The sequence below is a fragment of the Pseudomonas sp. Con_6 genome (genome assembly GCF_059379395.1).
This window is the reverse complement of record NZ_CM182011.1, coordinates 1,827,741-1,847,565: the sequence shown is the minus strand read 5'-3', so window position 1 is coordinate 1,847,565 and position 19,825 is coordinate 1,827,741. Positions and strand designations below refer to the sequence as shown.

Annotated in this window: 16 protein-coding genes; 4 read left to right on the top strand and 12 right to left on the bottom strand. The window is 60.6% G+C overall.

What is annotated here, in order from left to right; genetic code table 11:
* Window positions 1–118: 118 nt before the first annotated feature.
* The 11 genes from AC5QPF_RS08455 to mtnA all read right to left on the bottom strand — a co-directional run bounded on the left by AC5QPF_RS08455 (window position 119) and on the right by mtnA (window position 15,333).
* On the bottom strand, window positions 119–1,417 hold the full coding sequence (locus tag AC5QPF_RS08455) for a Wzz/FepE/Etk N-terminal domain-containing protein (RefSeq protein ID WP_494962798.1): 1,299 nt from the start codon (window positions 1,415–1,417) through the stop codon (window positions 119–121).
* A gap of 496 nt (window positions 1,418–1,913) precedes the next feature.
* A complete protein-coding gene (locus AC5QPF_RS08450; RefSeq protein WP_494962797.1) occupies window positions 1,914–2,972 on the bottom strand; it encodes a Wzz/FepE/Etk N-terminal domain-containing protein in 1,059 nt (352 codons plus the stop codon).
* A 467-nt stretch (window positions 2,973–3,439) separates the two neighbouring features.
* Window positions 3,440–3,676 carry a DUF1049 domain-containing protein gene (locus AC5QPF_RS08445; RefSeq protein WP_494962796.1) on the bottom strand — a complete coding sequence of 79 codons (237 nt, stop codon included), beginning with the start codon at window positions 3,674–3,676 and terminating at the stop codon, window positions 3,440–3,442.
* A gap of 20 nt (window positions 3,677–3,696) precedes the next feature.
* Entirely contained in the window at window positions 3,697–3,990 is a 294-nt protein-coding gene (gene ihfB, locus AC5QPF_RS08440; RefSeq protein ID WP_494962795.1) for an integration host factor subunit beta, read from the bottom strand.
* Between the two features lie 223 nt (window positions 3,991–4,213).
* Window positions 4,214–5,887, bottom strand: a complete 1,674-nt coding sequence (gene rpsA, locus AC5QPF_RS08435) for a 30S ribosomal protein S1 (RefSeq protein ID WP_042122503.1) — start codon at window positions 5,885–5,887, stop codon at window positions 4,214–4,216.
* 120 nt (window positions 5,888–6,007) lie between these two features.
* Window positions 6,008–6,697 (bottom strand): (d)CMP kinase, encoded by a 690-nt coding sequence (gene cmk, locus AC5QPF_RS08430; RefSeq protein WP_494962794.1) that lies wholly within the window; start codon window positions 6,695–6,697, stop codon window positions 6,008–6,010.
* The gene (locus AC5QPF_RS08425) at window positions 6,694–8,901 is read right to left on the bottom strand and encodes a bifunctional prephenate dehydrogenase/3-phosphoshikimate 1-carboxyvinyltransferase (RefSeq protein ID WP_494964143.1); all 2,208 of its coding nucleotides are present in this window, start codon (window positions 8,899–8,901) and stop codon (window positions 6,694–6,696) included. Before AC5QPF_RS08425 ends, cmk begins: the two co-directional genes overlap by 4 nt.
* A 68-nt stretch (window positions 8,902–8,969) precedes the next feature.
* Window positions 8,970–10,064: a prephenate dehydratase gene (gene pheA, locus AC5QPF_RS08420; RefSeq protein WP_494962793.1), complete on the bottom strand. Its 1,095-nt coding sequence runs from the start codon at window positions 10,062–10,064 to the stop codon at window positions 8,970–8,972.
* Window positions 10,064–11,149 (bottom strand): 3-phosphoserine/phosphohydroxythreonine transaminase, encoded by a 1,086-nt coding sequence (gene serC / locus AC5QPF_RS08415; protein WP_494962792.1) that lies wholly within the window; start codon window positions 11,147–11,149, stop codon window positions 10,064–10,066. Before serC ends, pheA begins: the two co-directional genes overlap by 1 nt.
* A 69-nt stretch (window positions 11,150–11,218) precedes the next feature.
* Entirely contained in the window at window positions 11,219–13,993 is a 2,775-nt protein-coding gene (gene gyrA / locus AC5QPF_RS08410; RefSeq protein WP_494962791.1) for a DNA gyrase subunit A, read from the bottom strand.
* A gap of 260 nt (window positions 13,994–14,253) precedes the next feature.
* Window positions 14,254–15,333, bottom strand: coding sequence for an S-methyl-5-thioribose-1-phosphate isomerase (mtnA, locus tag AC5QPF_RS08405; RefSeq protein ID WP_494962790.1), 1,080 nt, complete (start codon window positions 15,331–15,333; stop codon window positions 14,254–14,256).
* Between the two features lie 110 nt (window positions 15,334–15,443).
* Here mtnA and AC5QPF_RS08400 point away from each other — a divergent pair, with 110 nt between their 5' ends.
* From AC5QPF_RS08400 to AC5QPF_RS08385, 4 genes are all read left to right on the top strand, one after another.
* On the top strand, window positions 15,444–16,775 hold the full coding sequence (locus AC5QPF_RS08400; RefSeq protein WP_494962789.1) for a TRZ/ATZ family hydrolase: 1,332 nt from the start codon (window positions 15,444–15,446) through the stop codon (window positions 16,773–16,775).
* A 55-nt stretch (window positions 16,776–16,830) separates the two neighbouring features.
* On the top strand, window positions 16,831–17,529 hold the full coding sequence (gene ubiG, locus AC5QPF_RS08395; protein ID WP_042122517.1) for a bifunctional 2-polyprenyl-6-hydroxyphenol methylase/3-demethylubiquinol 3-O-methyltransferase UbiG: 699 nt from the start codon (window positions 16,831–16,833) through the stop codon (window positions 17,527–17,529).
* A 2-nt stretch (window positions 17,530–17,531) separates the two neighbouring features.
* A complete protein-coding gene (gene mupP, locus AC5QPF_RS08390) occupies window positions 17,532–18,203 on the top strand; it encodes an N-acetylmuramic acid 6-phosphate phosphatase MupP (RefSeq protein ID WP_494962788.1) in 672 nt (223 codons plus the stop codon).
* An 83-nt stretch (window positions 18,204–18,286) separates the two neighbouring features.
* Window positions 18,287–19,027: a YciK family oxidoreductase gene (locus AC5QPF_RS08385; RefSeq protein WP_494962787.1), complete on the top strand. Its 741-nt coding sequence runs from the start codon at window positions 18,287–18,289 to the stop codon at window positions 19,025–19,027.
* On the opposite strand, the gene AC5QPF_RS08380 is transcribed toward AC5QPF_RS08385, so the two are convergent.
* Window positions 19,014–19,820: an iron-containing redox enzyme family protein gene (locus AC5QPF_RS08380; RefSeq protein WP_494962786.1), complete on the bottom strand. Its 807-nt coding sequence runs from the start codon at window positions 19,818–19,820 to the stop codon at window positions 19,014–19,016. The genes AC5QPF_RS08385 and AC5QPF_RS08380 overlap by 14 nt on opposite strands.
* Window positions 19,821–19,825: the final 5 nt, after the last annotated feature.

Here is a 19,825-nt window from a genome sequence, read left to right as displayed (position 1 = left end):
CAGTGGTTAATAAATCGTACTCGCCAGCACCCGAACCGCTACCCCTGGAAGCTCAACCGAAACGAAACCGCACATCACTGCAAATGACTTCCTATTATATAAGTTGCTTGCTGAAGTATCATGATGATAACGTGACATCCCGCCCCTGAGTCTTTTTATGAGCAAACAGAGTGCCACCCAGCGCAGCGCAGGCTATACCCAAAACTCCACCAAGCAGGATCCCCAGAAGAACAATAAGTTTTTTCTTTGGTTTTATCGGGCTAACAGGCTCAACAGCCCTGCGGTCAATACTGACCAGACTCAGTCCACTCATATCTGTGTTGATACCTTTTAGCCTGACCTGCTCGGCACGGAGCGCTTCGATTCCTCGAAGAAAGAGCTCTTCATTCTGCCGCCCCCTGAGCACCTGCACCTTGCGGTTGGTTTCCAATAATTGCAATTCTCGATGAATCTGAGCAATACGAGGATCAGAGAAATCATCCGACTTGCGCTGGCGTAATACATTTCTTTCCGCTTCCAGCGCTTCGGTACCCATGAAATACAAGGGGATCTGCTGGTTGTTAACCTCTGTGCGGAATACATTTCCCGAGCCACTGCCCTCATTTGCCATAGCCGACGGTGTAGATGGCTTCTGCAGTCCCAGGGAGCTTGCAATACTGATCGCCTCGTTCAACTGAGCAATGCGGCTTTCACGCTGCGCCCTAAGCTGCACTCGCAATGCCTTTAGTTCGTCCTGTAATTCAGCACGCTTAAGGTTATCAGCTTCGAGCAATGCTGCGATCTCGCTTTCCTTGTCAGTATCGTACGCATTACGTGCGGCTTTCAGTTTTTCGTCAATCTCGGTCAATCGGTTAGCCACAATGACTTCCAGATCTGCAGTAATCTGTTTACGTTCAGCTTCAATTGCAAACTGAACAAGGCCATTGAGAAGCTCGTCGCCTTTGACACCTTGCGGATAGGTCATCTCGAGACCGATGAACGCGCTGAGTAAATCGGCCCTTTTCGGGTCTGGCTGAACCAGTTTCAGAGCTCTGCTGTTGAAGTCCTCGAAGGCCTGCTCGGACGTACGCCCGGGCTTGCCGAACGCCTTGATCATATCCGGATTGGAGCGAAAGTACGCCAGGCGGGTATCATAGGAATCCAGAGCAGCCCCCACTCTGATCAGCGCTTGCGCTGGGGGGAGAGAGTAGATCTCCGATCGATTCAGCTTATCCAGATCGTTCAACGCCGCCGGACGAAGAACAGAACCTACTTCGTATTCGGGCGTCACGGAATAGGCATATATAGCGGCAACGCCACCTGACAGCAGAGCCACGATAGCAATCATGAATTTCTGCCGCCAGGCAGCCTGTATCACGGCAAACAGATCGATTTCATCATGAGCTAGAACTGTTGAAATGCGGGATACGCTGGTCACTGCGGCAGCCTGTCAATGTGGAAAGAAGACGAAAAATTCGACAACGACAGAAATTGGCACTCCCCATCGACGTTCGAGCCGACTTATCTCGCAGAAGCTTCCCTGTCGTCAGACGACGAACTGTCATTTTTGCATTTTCTGGCATCGGGAGCCACCCAGATCTCCTGCCGCCCGAATATTTTATGACGCCGGCACTATGACGCCCAAAGCTTGTCTTGGAAGAGTTTGACCGAATCCCCCCCCCCCCCCCCCGCGGACGTCACCGGGATCGACAAACGGGTACATGGTGCCTACAGCGTGGCTTGAACTGTCGCGGGCTATACCGCTCTTAGCAGCGTGGAGAAACCGGGAAAGGCCAAGTCATCTGTCAGGCTGCTGCCCTTCAGCAGAAAATGGAAGGTTATGAGGCGAATTTATCCAAGCCTTGAACGGCTGCCAATTTCGAGAAGCGTCAATGACCAAGCACTGGAAACCTGGGGACCACTTCAGTTTCTACCTAGGCCGATGACCTGACTCTAGCCCTCTGAACAATGAAACAGCGGAACAACGCAAGCATGAGCCCCACCCCACCACCAGCGGCGACGAAAAGGCCTAATATCATTAACTTTCTGGGTCTGATCGCCTTGTCCGGCGTCTCGATTGTACCGTCCTGAAGGTACAGTGAAACCACATCCGGATTAATATCTAACGTCCGATAAAAACTGAGTGCGGCCTGCTGCTTGCGTAAATCGGCAATAAAGGGATCATCTGAGGATCGGCGCTCCAGGTTCTCTATAGCGGCCTCAAGAGCCTTGCTTCCACGCATATAAGTCAAGTCTCCTTCCATATTCGCAGATATTTCTACAGAGCGATCCCCCAATATGACAGCAGGCCGATCAAGCCCGATGGACCTTGCAATCGCTAACGCTTCTTTCAGGTGGGTAATCTCATCCTCCCGCTCCTTTCTTGCACTTTCCTGTGCCGTATGGACCTGACGCTGGAGGTTGTCGGCTTTAGCTTTCGCCTCATCCTTCATATCTTTGATCATCCCCTCCTTTGCCTGCTCGCCGGCCAGCTTTACATATCTCGCCAACCAATCGACCGCAACAGAGGGATCAGAAAATTTTACCGAGATCATATATCTATCAGGATTTTCCTTATTAGCCGGAACAACTGCCAACAAAGAATTGAACCGCTCATACAAATCATCTTGAGAAAGCGATTTCTGAGCCGCACCTAAAGAGGGAAGATATAGATCACGAAACATCTCTCGCCGAAGCGCTTCAGAACGAAGCACCATCATATAGCGCTCATAAGCGTACTTTATCGACACCACCTCTAGACCAGTACCTGGACCGCGCCCATAATTTAGAGGTGTAATGGAGCCTTGAACGGGAGGCTGAACAAACGCACGCGCCTCGTAAACTGGGATTGATTTGTAAAGATAGAGTAGAGAAGCGAGAAAAAAGGTGGTTACTGTGCACCCAATGAGTAGCTTTTGCTTCCACAGGTTTTCAAACACTTCAAAAAGATCAATCTCATCACTAGAGCTTAAGCGCTTCAGATCGTTGCGCATTTATGTCAGCTTTCCTTGTGCCCGCCTTCGTTAACGCTTCATAAAGCAGCGAATTCCAAACAAATACAAATGACAACCATTAGCTATAACATGACCGTCTACATTTGAAAAAGATTAGCTTGCCTCTCATGACATTGCTTCTATTCCCCCACCCTTCTTTCATTAAAATTTCCAATCCTCCGAGTACCTCTTATAGATTACCCCCGACAACACAAGTTCCCTCACTCAACAATCATCATGCTCGCTGAGATAGGAGAAAATGGACACACGATTGACACGGCATGGCGAAATGCATCCAGAGCAAACGGACGCAAGACGTAGAAATTACGGGAGAGCTGCGCTAGTCGAGAATGCTTTGACCAAGACTATTACCGCATATAATAAAACTCAGATCCTGAAGAAAAATCCGAGAAGCGCGTAGGAAATCTCTGAGCAACGAAAAACCTCGACTACTTCAAGACCCAAACTCAATTGCGCTGCTCGCCAATGCGTTTAGTTCGAAAGCAAGATATCCCCACCACTACGCCCATGAGCATCCCCAACACCAACATTCCCAGCAAAGAAACAGCAAGTGGTATGGCGGGAGCGCTCCACCCCATGATCAACAATGAGATGGGCTGAGCGTTTTCCAACACGAAGAACAGGAAGAAAGCCCCGACCAGCAATACGAAAATCGTGAGTAGCAGCGTTTTGAGACTACGCATTTTCTTCTCTTTTTGCCTCTTCAGATCGGATGCTCATCTTCATTCACTCGATCCCGCAGCTCCTTTCCAGGCTTAAAGTGCGGTACGAACTTGCCATCCAGCTCTACAGACTGTCCGGTTTTCGGGTTGCGCCCCACACGGGGAGCACGATAGTGCAGCGAAAAACTACCAAAACCACGAATCTCGATGCGATCCCCAGTGGCCAGACACTGGGACATCTGCTCGAGCATGGTCTTGATGGCCAACTCGACATCCTTGGATGAGAGTAGACCCTGATGGGTGACAATACGTTCGATCAGCTCCGACTTCGTCATGTTTTTCCCTTCTGTATCAAGCAGCTAGGTCATTGCCTCCATTGGTTTTAGCATGGCTTTGTGAATTTGAACAGTGCGCTTATTGACTTGAAAGAAAAATCCAGAATCGAATACTGGCACTTTATGCCGGAAAGCCCATAACTACGGGGGTTACGCTTAACCACCTGAAATTTCAGGCATAAAAAAAGGCGACCGAAGTCGCCTTTTTTTGATCAAGCAGAACTTAGTTCTGTTTGGCCATTTCCGCGCGCAGCAGGTCACCCAGGGTAGCGCCAGCGGCTTCTGGAGCCTTGGCGATTTGCTGGATAGCCTCTTTCTCTTCTTCAACGTCTTTCGACTTGATGGAGAGGTTGATGACGCGGGACTTACGGTCAACGCTGATGATCTTGGCTTCGATCTCTTCGCCTTCCTTCAGGACGTTACGCGCGTCTTCAACGCGGTCGCGGCTGATTTCGGAAGCTTTCAGAGTAGCTTCGATGTCGTCGGCCAGGGTGATGACGGCGCCTTTGGCGTCGACTTCCTTGACGGTACCCTTGACGATAGCGCCCTTGTCGTTGACAGCAACGTAGTTGGAGAACGGATCGTCTTCCAGCTGTTTGATGCCCAGAGAGATACGCTCGCGCTCTGGGTCAACCGACAGGATGACGGTTTCCAGCTCGTCGCCCTTCTTGAAGCGACGTACGGCTTCTTCGCCGACTTCGTTCCAGGAGATGTCCGACAGGTGAACCAGACCGTCGATACCGCCGTCCAGACCGATGAAGATACCGAAGTCGGTGATCGACTTGATGGTACCGGAGATCTTGTCGCCCTTGTTGAACTGGCCAGAGAAGTCTTCCCATGGGTTCGACTTGCACTGCTTGATGCCCAGGGAGATACGACGACGCTCTTCGTCGATGTCCAGAACCATGACTTCCACTTCGTCGCCAACCTGAACGACTTTCGACGGGTGGATGTTCTTGTTGGTCCAGTCCATTTCGGAAACGTGCACCAGACCTTCAACGCCTTCTTCCAGCTCAGCGAAGCAGCCGTAGTCGGTCAGGTTGGTGACGCGCGCCATGACGCGGGTGCTTTCTGGGTAACGAGCCTTGATAGCAACCCATGGGTCTTCGCCCAGTTGCTTCAGACCCAGCGAAACGCGGTTGCGCTCGCGATCGTACTTCAGAACCTTGACATCGATCTCGTCGCCAACGTTGACGATTTCCGATGGGTGCTTGATACGCTTCCAAGCCATGTCGGTGATGTGCAGCAGGCCGTCCACGCCGCCCAGGTCGACAAATGCGCCGTAGTCGGTGAGGTTCTTGACGATACCCTTGACTTGCTGGCCTTCCTGCAGCGACTCCAGCAGAGCTTCGCGCTCGGCGCTGTTTTCGGCTTCCAGGACGCTGCGACGGGAAACGACAACGTTGTTGCGCTTCTGATCCAGCTTGATGACCTTGAATTCCAGCTCTTTGCCTTCCAGGTGGGTGGTGTCGCGCACTGGGCGGACATCAACCAGGGAGCCCGGCAGGAACGCACGGATACCGTTAACGTCGACAGTGAAGCCGCCCTTAACCTTACCGTTGATAACGCCCTTGACCACTTCTTCGGCGGCGAAAGCTGCTTCCAGAACAATCCAGCACTCGGCGCGCTTGGCTTTTTCACGGGACAGTTTGGTTTCGCCAAAGCCGTCTTCCACCGCGTCCAGCGCAACGTGAACTTCGTCACCGACCTTGATGGTCAGCTCGCCAGCTTCGTTGTAGAACTGCTCGAGCGGGATGACGCCCTCGGATTTCAGACCAGCGTGGACAGTAACCCAGTCACCGTCGATATCGACAACGATACCGGTGATGATCGCACCTGGTTGAAGGTTGAGGGTTTTCAGGCTTTCTTCAAAAAGTTCTGCAAAGCTTTCGCTCATTTTAATTCCTGTAGATTCGGGCGGAGAAAACGCCCATCAGCCACATTCCAGACAATGTGGGTTCGTTCAAAGTAAGGTCGGTCTGCAGGACGTTGACTGGTGATCCTGCAGCCTCCCTGGTCATCCGGCGATATCGCGCAGCGCGACTTCACTCAGAATGCGTTCAAGCACCTGCTCGATGGACAACTCCGTGGAATCCAGCTGAATAGCGTCGACCGCCGGCTTTAGCGGGGCCACAGATCGCTGGGTGTCACGCTCATCGCGCGCACGTATCTCATCTAGCAGACTCGACAGACTAACATCATCGCCTTTTGCCTTCAACTGGAGGTAACGGCGACGCGCCCGCTCCTCGGCGCTGGCGGTAAGGAAAATCTTCAGTGGCGCATCGGGAAACACCACTGTGCCCATGTCCCGACCGTCAGCGATCAGTCCCGGCGCTTCGCGGAAAGCGCGCTGGCGCTGCAGCAGCGCCTCGCGCACCGCCGGCAGCGCGGCGACCCGGGAAGCGCCGGCACCGACATGCTCGTTGCGGATGTCATTGCTGACGTCGTCGCCTTCGAGAATGATGCGCTGCAATTGGCCTTCTTCTGCCGCAAGGAACTGCACGTCCAGGTGGGCGGCCAGGGCTTTGAGCAGTTCTTCGTTGGTCAGGTCGACACCGTGGTTGCTGGCAGCGAACGCCAGCAGCCGGTACAGGGCGCCGGAATCCAGCAGATTCCAGCCCAAGCGGCGAGCCAGCAGGCCGGCTACCGTGCCCTTGCCAGAGCCGCTCGGCCCGTCGATGGTGATGACCGGCGCTTGCGTGTTCACGATTTACCCTCTTCGGCGACGCGGATGCCGACTTCGGCGCACAACGCCAGGAAGTTCGGGAACGAAGTGGCGACGTTGGCGCAGTCATGGATGCGGATAGGCGCGGTAGCGCGCAGCGAGGCGACGCTGAAGGCCATGGAGATGCGGTGGTCGCCATGACCATGGACTTCGCCACCACCGATCACGCCGCCATCGATGATGATGCCGTCGGCAGTCGGCTCGCACTTCACGCCCAGGGCCAGCAGGCCATCGGCCATGACCTGGATACGGTCGGATTCCTTGACCCGCAGCTCTTCGGCGCCGCGCAGCACGGTGCGCCCTTCGGCACAGGCAGCAGCAACGAACAGCACGGGGAACTCATCGATCGCCAGCGGCACCAGGTGCTCGGGGATCTCGATGCCTTTCAGCTTCGCGCCGCGAACACGCAGGTCAGCCACTGGCTCGCCGCCGACTTCACGCTGGTTTTCCAAGGTGATGTCGCCGCCCATCAGGCGCAGGATGTCGATCACGCCGGTACGGGTCGGGTTGATGCCAACGTGCTCCAGTACCAACTCGGAACCTTCGGCGATCGACGCCGCCACCAGGAAGAAGGCCGCCGAGGAGATATCCGCCGGGACTTCGATATGGGTCGCGGTCAGCTCGCCGCCAGAGACTAGCGAAGCGGTCGGACCTTCCACATTCACTTCATAGCCGAAGCCACGCAGCATGCGCTCGGTGTGGTCACGGGTCGGTGCCGGCTCGGTGACGACGGTCTGACCTTCGGCATACAGGCCCGCAAGGAGCAGACAGGATTTAACCTGGGCACTGGCCATCGGCAGCGTGTAGTTCAGCGCCTTGAGCTTGTGGCCACCACGAATGGTGACCGGTGGACGGCCCTGCTCGCCGGTCTCGATGATCGCGCCCATTTCCCGCAACGGGTTGGCGACACGGTTCATCGGACGCTTGGACAGCGAGGCGTCGCCGGTCAGCACGGTATCGAAGCTCTGCGCGGCCAGCAGGCCCGACAGCAGGCGCATCGAGGTACCGGAGTTGCCCAGGTAAATCGGACCGGGCGGCGGTTTCAGGCCGTTGAGGCCCACACCGTGAATCGTCACGCGACCGTGGTGCGGACCTTCGATCACCACGCCCATGTCACGGAAGGCCTGCAGGGTCGCCAGGGCGTCCTCGCCTTCGAGAAAGCCTTCGACTTCTGTGGTGCCCTCAGCCAAGGAGCCGAGCATGATCGAGCGGTGGGAAATCGACTTGTCGCCGGGAACGCGAATGCGCCCGGACAGACGGCCACCAGGTTGTGCCAGGAAAATCAGGTCGTTGGAGTTCATAGCGTCCACATAGGCCCGACGGGCCAGGATTTTACTGAAATGCTCGCGGGCCACGCGGGCGCGGGTGAACACGCCCAGCAGTTGATGCCCGTCCCCTGCATCGACCGCGTCGCGCAAGGCGTCGAGGTCGCTGCGAAATGTATCCAGCGTGCGCAGGACCGCCTCGCGATTGGCGAGGAAGATGTCGTGCCACATGACCGGGTCGCTTCCCGCGATTCTCGTGAAATCGCGGAATCCGCCGGCAGCGTAACGGAAGATATCCAGGTTTTCATTGCGCTTGGCCAGGGAATCGACCAGGCCGAAGGCCAGCAGGTGCGGCAGGTGGCTGGTGGCGGCGAGGACTTCGTCGTGCCGCTCGACCTGCATGTGCTCGACATCCGCTTCCAGCGCGCGCCACAACCGGTCGACCACGGCGAGCGCCGTGGGATCGGTTTCGTCCAGCGGCGTGAGGATCACCTTGTGCCGGCGGAACAGGGCGGCATTGGAGGCCTCCACCCCGCTCTGCTCGGAGCCGGCGATCGGGTGACCGGGGACGAACAGCCCCAGCCGCCCCGGCATGGCCGCACGGGCCGCGCGCACCACGTTGCCCTTGGCACTGCCGACATCGGTCAGCACGGCCTGGCCGAGGCTCATGCCGGCCAGGCGCGCCAGCAGCTTTTCCATGGCCAGGATCGGCACCGCCAGCTGGATGACATCGGCACCGACGCACGCGGCTTCGAGGTCTTCCTCGCAGCGGTCGACCACCCCCAGTTCCACCGCCAGCTTGCGCGACTGCGGATCCAGGTCGACGCCGACCACTTCGCGGCACAGGCCACTTTCACGTACGCCCTTGGCGAAGGACCCGCCAATCAGGCCCAGGCCCACGACCACCAGCCGGCCGACCACGGGCCCGCTCTTTTGCGTTTCGACTTCAATCACGGAGCAGGACCCTGTTCAAAACATCACCCATCGCCTCAGAGCACCGCTTTCGGGTAGGAACCCAGCACTTTCAGGGCAACCGCTTCCTGGCTGATCTTCTCCAGGACGGCCTTGATCAACGGATCGCGATGGTGGCCGACGAAGTCGATGAAGAATACGTAGGTCCATTTGCCGCTGCGCGAAGGACGGGTCTCGATACGCGTCAGGTCGATGCCGTTCTCGTGGAACGGCACCAGCAGCTCGTGCAGCGCGCCCGGCTTGTTGCTCATGGAGACGATGATCGAGGTCTTGTCGTCGCCGGTCGGCGGGACTTCCTGATTGCCGATCATCAGGAACCGGGTGGAGTTGTCCGGACGGTCCTCGATCTTCTCGGCCAGGCGCGTCAGGCCATACAGGCCGGCCGCCATGTCGCCGGCGATGGCAGCGGAGTTCCACTCGCCCTTGACCCGCTTGGCCGCCTCGGCGTTGCTCGAAACCGCGACGCGCTCGACGTTCGGGTAGTGCGCGTCCAGCCACTTGCGGCACTGGGCCAGGGACTGGGCGTGGGAGTAGATGCGGCTGATGCTGTCGGTCTTGGTGTTCTCGCCCACCAGCAGGTGGTGGTGGATGCGCAGCTCGACTTCGCCACAGATGACCATGTCGTGTTCGAGGAAGCTGTCCAGGGTGTGGTTGACCGCACCTTCGGTGGAGTTCTCCACCGGCACCACGCCGAAGTTGACCGCACCGGCGGCCACTTCACGGAACACTTCGTCGATCGCCGCCATCGGCTTGCTGATCACCGCGTGACCGAAGTGCTTCATGGCCGCCGCCTGGGTGAAGGTCCCCTCCGGACCGAGGTAGGCGACCTTCAGCGGCTGCTCCAGCGCCAGGCAGGAGGACATGATCTCGCGGAACAGACGGGCCATTTCCTCATTGCCCAGGGGACCCTGGTTACGCTCCATGACCCGCTTTAGCACCTGCGCTTCACGCTCGGGCCGGTAGAACACCGGCACCTCGCCTTCGGCCAGCGAACCCATCTTCACCCGCGCGACTTCCTGGGCACAGCGGGCACGGTCGCTGATCAGTTCGAGGATCTTCTCATCGAGACTGTCGATGCGCACCCGCAGGGCCTTGAGTTCCTGTTCCGACATCAGGAATGTTCCTTCTCGAATTCAGCCATGTAGGCCACCAGTGCCTCCACGGCATCCAGGCCCAGAGCGTTGTAGATGGAAGCGCGCATGCCACCTACAGAGCGGTGCCCCTTGAGGTTGAGCAGGCCGCGGGCATCGGCGCCGGCGAGGAAGGCCTTGTCCAGGCGCTCGTCAGCCAGGCGGAACGGCACGTTCATCCACGAACGGGCGTTGACGCTGATCGGGTTGGAGTAGAAATCGCTCTTGTCGATGAAGCCGTACAGACGGTCTTTCTTCGCCCGGTTACGCTGCTCCATGGCGGCAACGCCACCCTGCTCCTTGATCCACTGGAAGACCAGGCCGGACAGATACCAGGAATAGGTGGCCGGGGTGTTGTACATCGAGGCGTTGTCGGCAGCGATCTTGTAGTCGAGCATGGTCGGGCAGGCACTGCGGGCACGGCCCAGCAGGTCTTCGCGAACGATCACCACCACCAGACCACTGGGGCCGATGTTCTTCTGCGCGCCGGCGTATATCAAGCCGTATTGGGAAACATCGATCGGCCGCGAGAGGATGTCCGAAGACATGTCGACCACCAGCGGAACGTCACCGGTTTCCGGGACCCAGTCGAACTGCAGGCCGCCGATGGTTTCGTTGGAGGCGTAGTGCACATAGGCGGCACCCGGGGTCAGCTTCCACTCGTTCTGGCCAGGAATGGCCAGGTAGTCGTAAGGCTTGGCCGAAGCGGCGACATTCACATTGCCGAAGCGACGCGCTTCCTCGATGGCCTTCTTCGACCAGATGCCGGTCTCGACATAGTCGGCGGTGCCGTTCTCAGGCAGCAGGTTCAGCGGGATCTCGGCGAACTGCTGGCTCGCGCCGCCCTGCAGGAACAGCACCTTGTAGTTGGAGGGGATGGACAACAGGTCGCGCAGGTCCTGCTCGGCCTGGGCGGCAATGGCCACGTAGTCGTCGCTACGGTGGCTCATTTCCATGACGGAAAGGCCTTTGCCGTTCCAGTCCAGCATTTCGGCCTGGGCACGCTGCAGGACAGCGTCGGGGAGCGCGGCAGGGCCTGCGCAGAAGTTAAAGGCTCGTTTGCTCACATCCACTCTCGCTCTGCTCTTAAGATCAGCGGGGCGACCTTGGCCGCCCCGCTCGGGTTGTTGCGCTGCTTACTCCTGCGAAGCCTCTTCGTCGGCTTGCGCATCGTCTGCCGGGGTCACCGCCGCTGCCACGTCCTCGCCATCGGCAACGTCGCCGATGAACTCGTCATCGACCTCTTCCTCTGACGGCTCCTGGACCCGCTCGACGCCCACCAGGGTCTCGTCGTTGGCGAGCTTGATCAGGGTCACGCCTTGGGTATTGCGGCCCAGGCTGGAGACTTCGCCGACCCGGGTACGCACCAGCGTGCCCTGGTCGGAGATCAGCATGATTTCCTCGCCTTCCTGAACCTGGATGGCGCCGATCAGCTTGCCGTTGCGCCCCTTGGTACCCATGGCGATAACGCCCTGGCCACCCCGACCACGCCGCGGGAATTTGCTCAGCGGCGTGCGCTTGCCGAAGCCGCGCTCGGAAGCGGTGAGGATCTGCGCCCCCGATTCCGGGATCAGCATGGAGATCAGTTGCTGCTCCTTGCCCAGGCGCATGCCACGCACCCCACGGGCGCCACGGCCCATCTGGCGGACGACGCTCTCAGCGAAACGAATCACCTTGCCAGCATCGGAGAACAACATGACTTCCTTGGCACCATCAGTGATGGCCGCCGCGATCAGGGTGTCGCCTTCCTTCAGCTTCAGGGCGATCAGGCCACTGGAGCGAGGACGGGCGAACTGCGCCAGCGGTGTTTTCTTGACGGTACCGGAAGCGGTGGCCATGAAGATATAGGCACCGGTCGGCTCGGCCACTAGCTCAGGCGTATCGCCATCTTCCTCGTCGATCTCTTCCGGCTCGACGATCTCGCCTTCGATCACGCCCTCTTCGGCATCGTCCAGCTCTTCATCGGCACCGATGCTCTGCTGCAAGGCTTCGAGGTCGATCTGCAGCATCGTGGTGATGTGCTCGCCCTCTTCCAGCGGCAGCAGGTTGACCAGCGGCCGGCCGCGGGCTGCACGGGAAGCCTCGGGAATCTCGTAGGTCTTGAGCCAGTACACCTTGCCCTTGCTGGAGAACAGCAGGAGGGTGGCGTGGCTGTTGGCGACCAGCAGATGAGCGATGTAATCCTCGTCCTTGACCCCCGTGGCCGACTTGCCCTTGCCACCGCGGCGCTGGGCCTGGTAGGCAGACAGCGGCTGGGTCTTGGCGTAGCCACCGTGGGAGATGGTCACCACGCGCTCTTCCTCGGGGATCATGTCGCCGAGGGTCAGATCCAGGCGCGCGTCGATGATCTCGGTGCGGCGTGCGTCGCCGTATTCGGCACGAATCAGCTCCAACTCTTCGCGGATCACTTCCATCAGGCGCTCGGCGCTGCTGAGGATGCGGATCAGTTCGCCGATCTGGTTGAGGATTTCCTGGTACTCAGCCAGCAGCTTCTCGTGCTCCAGCCCGGTGAGGCGGTGCAGGCGCAGGTCGAGAATGGCTTGGGCCTGTTCCGGCGACAGGTAGTATTTGCCATCACGCAGACCATATTGCTCGTCGAGGCTTTCCGGGCGGCAGGAGTCGGCGCCTGCGCGCTCGACCATCACCTGCACAGCGCTGGATTCCCACGGCGTACTGATCAGTGCTTCCTTGGCCTCGGACGGCGTCGGCGAAGCCTTGATCAGGGCGATGACCGGATCGATGTTGGACAGTGCGACTGCCTGTCCTTCAAGGATATGGCCACGCTCGCGGGCCTTGCGCAGCTCGAACACGGTGCGCCGGGTCACCACTTCGCGGCGGTGACGGACAAAGGCTTCGAGCAGGTCCTTGAGATTGAGCAGGCGCGGACGACCGTCGATCAGGGCAACGATGTTGATGCCGAACACGCTTTGCAGCTGGGTCTGGGCATAGAGGTTGTTGAGCACAACCTCCGGCACTTCGCCGCGACGCAGCTCGATGACCACGCGCATGCCGTCCTTGTCGGACTCGTCGCGCAGCTCGGTGATGCCTTCGAGTTTCTTTTCCTTGACCAGCTCGGCGATCTTCTCGATCAGACGCGCCTTGTTCAGCTGGTAAGGCAGCTCGGTGACGACGATCTGCTGGCGGCCACCGACCTTGTCGATGTCTTCGACGGTGGAGCGGGCGCGCATGTAGATGCGGCCACGACCGGTGCGGTAAGCCTCGATGATGCCCTGGCGGCCGTTGATCAGGCCAGCGGTCGGGAAGTCCGGTCCCGGGATGAACTGCATCAGTTCGTCGATCGAGATTTCCGGGTTGTCGATCAGCGCCAGGCAACCGTCGATGACTTCACCGAGGTTGTGCGGCGGAATGTTGGTCGCCATGCCCACGGCGATACCGCTGGAGCCGTTGACCAACAGGTTGGGAATACGGGTCGGCATGACCGCCGGGATCTGCTCGGTGCCGTCGTAGTTGGGCACCCAGTCCACGGTTTCCTTGTGCAGGTCGGCCAGCAGTTCGTGGGCCAGCTTGGCCATGCGCACTTCGGTGTATCGCATCGCCGCGGCGTTGTCGCCATCGACCGAACCGAAGTTGCCCTGACCGTCGACCAGCAGGTACCGCAGGGAGAAAGGCTGGGCCATGCGCACGATGGTGTCGTACACGGCGGTATCACCGTGGGGGTGGTACTTACCGATGACGTCACCGACCACACGGGCGGATTTCTTGTACGGTTTGTTCCAGTCGTTCCCCAGTTCACTCATCGCAAACAGAACGCGGCGATGCACGGGCTTCAAGCCATCACGCGCATCGGGCAGTGCACGCCCGACAATGACGCTCATCGCGTAGTCGAGGTAGGACTGTCTCAGTTCGTCTTCGATATTGACCGGGAGGATTTCTTTGGCCAGTTCGCCCATGAGAAGCCTGATTCCTTTTTCGGGTGAAACTTCGTCACATCCATATGGGACGAACGAAGCTCGCCGCCGCGGAAGTTCTCTCCCGCAACGACTTACGACAAATCAACGAGTTAAGCCATGGATCTGCGTAGTGAAGACCACCCCGCAGGGCGGCCTTGGAAACCGCCGGATGTTATCACAGTCGCCGGGGGCATGGGAGTATGGCAAAGCGCCGCCTGGCGCGCGGGAAAACGGGCCCGGGCGGCCCGTCACAGAACGGTTCAATGCAGGCGCTTGCGGCACATCAGTTGCGCCAGCTTGGCGGTATCCGGGCGCTCGACGACACCCTTCTCGGTCACGATCACGTCGATGAGGTCTGCCGGCGTCACATCGAACACCGGATTACAGGCCGACACACCGTCCGGCGCCACCCGACTTCCGGCAACTTCCAGCAATTCGTTGCCATCACGCTCCTCCAGGACGATCTCGTCGCCACTGGCCAGGCTCATGTCGATGGTCGAGCTCGGCGCCACCACCATGAAGCGCACGCCATGGTGCATGGCATTCACCGCCAACTGGTAGGTGCCGATCTTGTTCGCCACGTCACCGTTGGCGGCGATACGGTCGGCGCCGACGATGACCCAGGTGATGCCCTTGGTCTTCATCAAGTGCGCGGCGGCCGAATCGGCGTTGACGCTCACCGGAATGCCCTCGTTGGCCAGCTCCCAAGCGGTCAGGCGGGTGCCTTGCAGCCAGGGGCGAGTCTCGTCGACGTAAACATGCTCGATCATGCCGTCGAGCCAGGCCGCGCGGATCACCCCCAGCGCAGTGCCGAAGCCGCCGGTGGCCAAGGCACCGGTGTTGCAGTGGGTCAGCACGGCCTGCTCGCTGCCCTGGTACTTGCGGATCTGCTCCATGCCCAGCTGGGCCATGTTCAGGTTGGCCTCACGGTCGCTGTCCTGGATCGCTTGAGCCTCGGCCTCCATCACCTGCGACGGATCGTCGCCCTCACGCAGCCGCTGCAGGCGCTCGCGCATGCGGTTCAGGGCCCAGGACAGATTGACCCCGGTCGGCCGCGCCTCGCTCAACACGCTGAAATCCGCCTCCAGCGCTGCACGCCAGTCACCGCCCTCGACAAGGCGCTGGCGCACCCCCAGCAGCAACCCGTAGGCGGCGCTGATGCCGATGGCCGGGGCCCCGCGCACCACCATGGAGCGGATCGCCTCGGCGACACCGGCGGCATCGCGGTAGGCCAGCCAGGTTTCTTCGAACGGCAACGCGCGCTGGTCGAGCAAGTAAAGGGTGCCATCACGCCAATCGATGGCCCTTACTTTCTCTGCAGCCAGAAGTCGATCGCGCATTCCCTCACCCCGTCATTCGGACATCAAAAACCGGCGATTATAACGAGCCCCAAGCGCGGACGCTCGGGTATACTTCGCCACCACCCCATGATCCAGGGAAATCCGTGTCCATGCCCAAGCCTCCCGCCCCTCTCGACCTGCTGCTCCTGCCGACCTGGCTGGTGCCCGTCGAACCGGCTGGCGTGGTGCTCAAGGAGCATGCCCTGGGGATCCATCAGGGCCGGATCGCCTTCATCGGCCCTCGTAGCGAGACCGCGCGCTTCGCCGCCAGCGAGGTCCGCGAACTGCCCGGCTGCCTGCTTGCGCCAGGGCTGATCAACGCCCACGGCCACGCCGCGATGACCCTGTTCCGCGGTATGGCCGATGACCTGCCGCTGATGACATGGCTGCAGGAGCACATCTGGCCCGCCGAAGGCCGCTGGGTCGACGAGGAATTCGTCCGCGACGGCACCAATCTGGCCATCGCCGAGCAGCTCAAGGGCGGAATCACCTGCTTCAGCGACATGTACTTTTATCCGAAGATCGCCAGCGAATGCGTGCACGATAGCGGCATTCGGGCGCAGATTTCCGTACCCCTGCTGGATTTCCCGATCCCCGGCGCGCGCACCTTCGACGAAGGCCTGCACGTCGCCGTCGAGCTGTTCGGCGACCTGCGCCATCATCCTCGCATCAGCGTCGCCCTTGGCCCCCACGCGCCGTACACGGTCAACGACGAGAACCTGGAGAAGGTCCGGGTGGTCGCCGACGAGCTGGACGCGCCGGTGCACATGCATATCCATGAGACCGCCGGGGAAGTCCGTGACGCCCTCGAGCAGTACGGCGAGCGTCCGTTGCAGCGCCTGGCCCGCATCGGCCTGCTTGGCCCGCGCCTGCAGGCCGTGCACATGACCCAGATCAGCGATGACGACCTGGCCTTGCTGGTAGAAAGCAACACCAGCGTGGTGCACTGCCCCGAATCCAACCTCAAGCTGGCCAGCGGCTTCTGCCCGGTGGAGCGCCTGTGGCAGGCCGGGGTCAATATCGCCGTGGGCACCGACGGCGCGGCCAGCAACAACGACCTGGACCTGCTCGGCGAAACCCGCACCGCCGCCCTGCTGGCGAAAGCCGTGGCCGGCTCGGCCAGCGCCCTCGACGCCCATCGCGCGCTGCGCATGGCCACCCTGAACGGCGCGCGAGCCCTGGGCCTGGAAGACATCACCGGCTCGCTGGAACTCGGCAAGGCTGCCGATCTGGTCGCCTTTGACCTCAGCGGCCTGGCCCAACAACCGGTCTACGACCCGGTCTCGCAACTGATCTACGCCAGCGGCCGCGACTGCGTGAAGCATGTCTGGGTCGCCGGCAAGGCCCTGCTGGACGAGCGCCGCCTGACCCGCCTCGACGAGCAGGCCCTGCACGCCGCCGCCGTGGCCTGGGGCCAGCGCATCGCCGGACACACCGAATGACCTGCCGGCAGCCGCGCTGCCGCACCGAATTTTCACAGCTTCAGAGGATTGTTCAATGAGCAACGTCGACCACGCCGAAATCGCCAAGTTCGAGGCCCTGGCCCATCGCTGGTGGGACCGCGAGAGCGAGTTCAAGCCACTGCACGACATCAACCCGCTGCGGGTCAACTGGATCGACGAGCGGGTCAAGCTGGCCGGCAAGAAGGTCCTCGACGTCGGTTGCGGCGGCGGCATCCTCAGCGAGGCCATGGCCCTGCGCGGCGCCACCGTGACCGGCATCGACATGGGCGAGGCACCACTGGCGGTGGCCCAACTGCACCAGTTGGAGTCCGGGGTGAACGTCGAATACCGGCAGATCACCGCCGAAGCCCTTGCCGAGGAAATGCCCGAGCAGTTCGACGTGGTCACCTGCCTGGAAATGCTCGAGCACGTGCCGGACCCGTCCTCGGTGATCCGCGCCTGCTTCCGCATGGTCAAGCCCGGTGGCCAGGTGTTCTTCTCCACCATCAACCGCAACCCGAAGGCCTACCTGTTCGCCATCATCGGTGCGGAATACATCATGAAGCTGCTGCCCCGCGGCACCCATGACTTCAAGAAATTCATCCGCCCTTCCGAACTCGGCGCCTGGAGCCGCGCGGCAGGCCTTAGCGTCAAGGACATCATCGGTCTGACCTACAACCCGCTGACCAAGCACTACAAGCTGGCCGCCGACGTTGACGTCAACTACATGATCCAGACCCTGCGCGAGGAATGAACATGCGTTTGCGAGCAGTACTTTTCGACATGGACGGCACCCTGCTCGACACGGCGCCGGACTTCATCGCCATCTGCCAGGCCATGCGCGCCGACCGCGGTCTGCCGCCGGTAGCCGACAAGACCGTACGCGACGTGATCTCCGGTGGCGCCCGGGCGATGGTCGCGGCCACCTTCGAGATCGATCCAGAATCCCCCGAGTTCGAACCCCTGCGCCTTGAGTTCCTCGAGCGCTACCAGCGCGACTGCGCGGTGCACAGCAAGCTGTTCGACGGCATGGAAGAACTGCTGCAGGACATCGAGCGCGGCAAGCTGCTGTGGGGCGTGGTCACCAACAAGCCGGTGCGCTTCGCCGAACCGATCATGCAGCGCCTGGGCCTGGCCGAGCGCTCCTCGTTGCTGATCTGTCCGGACCACGTGAAGAACAGCAAGCCCGACCCAGAGCCGCTGATCCTCGCCTGCAAGACCCTCGACCTGGACCCGGCCAGCGTGCTGTTCGTCGGCGACGACCTGCGCGACATCGAGTCCGGCCGCGATGCCGGCACCCGCACAGCCGCCGTGCGCTATGGCTATATTCATCCAGAGGACAACCCCAACAACTGGGGTGCGGACGTCGTGGTCGACCATCCCCTGGAGCTGCGCAAGGTGCTCGACAGCGCCCTGTGCGGCTGCTGACCGCGCCGCCACTGGCCATGCCGGGCCGGCGTCGACGCCGGCCTGCTGGCGCCTGAAGCCATTTCCTTCTCGAGGCAACCCTCATGTTCGATTATTCCGCCCGCCCCGACCTGCTCAAGGGCCGGGTCATCATGGTCACCGGCGCCGGTCGCGGCATCGGTGCGGCGGCCGCCAAGGCCTTTGCCGCCCATGGTGCCACCGTCCTGCTGCTGGGCAAGACCGAAGCCAACCTGACCACGGTGTATGACGAGATCGAAGCCGCCGGTCATCCGCAACCGGTGGTCATCCCGTTCAACCTGGAAACCGCCCTGCCGCACCAGTACGACGAACTGGCGGTGATGGTGGAAAACGCCTTCGGCCGTCTCGACGGCCTGCTGCACAACGCTTCGATCATCGGTCCACGTACCCCGATGGAGCAGTTGAGCGGCGAAAACTTCATGCGTGTCATGCACATCAACGTCAACGCCATGTTCATGCTGACCCAGACCCTGCTGCCGCTGCTCAAGCTGTCGGAAGACGCCTCGGTGGTGTTCACCTCCAGCAGCGTTGGACGCAAGGGGCGCGCCTATTGGGGTGCCTACGGCGTGTCGAAGTTCGCCACCGAGGGCCTGATGCAGACCCTGGCGGACGAACTGGAAGGCGTCGCCCCGGTGCGGGCCAACAGCGTCAACCCGGGCGCCACCCGTACCAGCATGCGCGCCCAGGCCTATCCTGCGGAAAACCCGCAGGACAACCCGCTGCCCGAAGCCATCATGCCGGTCTACCTGTACCTGATGGGCCCGGACAGCACCGGGGTCAACGGTCAGGCCTTCAACGCCCAGTAAGCCCCTGCGCCAGGGCGCCGCGCAGGCGCGAGCCCTGGTGCGACTCCTGCTGTTCCAGCTGCATGCAGCGCTCAAGGAACAGGAACATGTAGTCGTAGCTCTTGCAGATGGCCCGCTTCAGCTCGGCTTGCAGGGCCTTGGTCGGGCTGTTGCCGGCCAGGGTGCAGATGATCTCCAGCGCTTCCCACGGGTGGGCATCGTCGTACTGGGCGTGCATCTTCAGCCATTTCATCGCGCGCTTGCGGCCTTCCTCGGGGAAGCCCTCGGCGTAGGTGTCGGTGGAACAGACTACCGCCGACCACTCACCCACCGCCCCTTCGATCGCGTAGTTGGTCGCCGCCATGGCCACCACCAACGAATCCGCGGCACAGGTGTGCACGCACCAATCACTCAACGCCTGCAACTCCGACGGCACGTCCTGTGCCTGCAGGTCTTCGAGGCTGACGCCATGGGCTTCGCACCAGTGCACCCAGTAGTCGGCATGGTTGAGCTCGACACGGATGTTGCGCATCAGCCAGCGACGCGCCATGTCCTCGCCGGGATGGCGGGCGTAACGGGTCTTGGTGAGGTTTTGCGCCATGTAGACGGAGAATTGCTCCACTACCGGCCAACCACCGACCAGATACTGGTGCATGGTGCGACTGCTGACGAGGCCGTCGCGCAGCCGCTGGTAGAACTCGTGTTCAACAACACGGCGCTTGCTCGCGCTGCATTCCTGGATCAGGCGTTGGGCCCAGAGGGGGTAACTGGTGGCGTCCATCAATGGACCAGTCCGGGTATATGCGTCAATCACTGTCA

Bases quoted from the DNA above. Each gene is read 5' to 3' on its own strand.
- AC5QPF_RS08450 (WP_494962797.1), bottom strand. From the start codon at position 2,972: ATGCGCAACGATCTGAAGCGCTTAAGCTCTAGTGATGAGATTGATCTT.
- AC5QPF_RS08445 (WP_494962796.1), bottom strand. From the start codon at position 3,676: ATGCGTAGTCTCAAAACGCTGCTACTCACGATTTTCGTATTGCTGGTC.
- ihfB (WP_494962795.1), bottom strand. From the start codon at position 3,990: ATGACGAAGTCGGAGCTGATCGAACGTATTGTCACCCATCAGGGTCTA.
- rpsA (WP_042122503.1), bottom strand. From the start codon at position 5,887: ATGAGCGAAAGCTTTGCAGAACTTTTTGAAGAAAGCCTGAAAACCCTC.
- pheA (WP_494962793.1), bottom strand. From the start codon at position 10,064: ATGTCGGAACAGGAACTCAAGGCCCTGCGGGTGCGCATCGACAGTCTC.
- gyrA (WP_494962791.1), bottom strand. From the start codon at position 13,993: ATGGGCGAACTGGCCAAAGAAATCCTCCCGGTCAATATCGAAGACGAA.
- mtnA (WP_494962790.1), bottom strand. From the start codon at position 15,333: ATGCGCGATCGACTTCTGGCTGCAGAGAAAGTAAGGGCCATCGATTGG.
- AC5QPF_RS08400 (WP_494962789.1), top strand. From the start codon at position 15,444: ATGCCCAAGCCTCCCGCCCCTCTCGACCTGCTGCTCCTGCCGACCTGG.
- ubiG (WP_042122517.1), top strand. From the start codon at position 16,831: ATGAGCAACGTCGACCACGCCGAAATCGCCAAGTTCGAGGCCCTGGCC.
- mupP (WP_494962788.1), top strand. From the start codon at position 17,532: ATGCGTTTGCGAGCAGTACTTTTCGACATGGACGGCACCCTGCTCGAC.
- AC5QPF_RS08385 (WP_494962787.1), top strand. From the start codon at position 18,287: ATGTTCGATTATTCCGCCCGCCCCGACCTGCTCAAGGGCCGGGTCATC.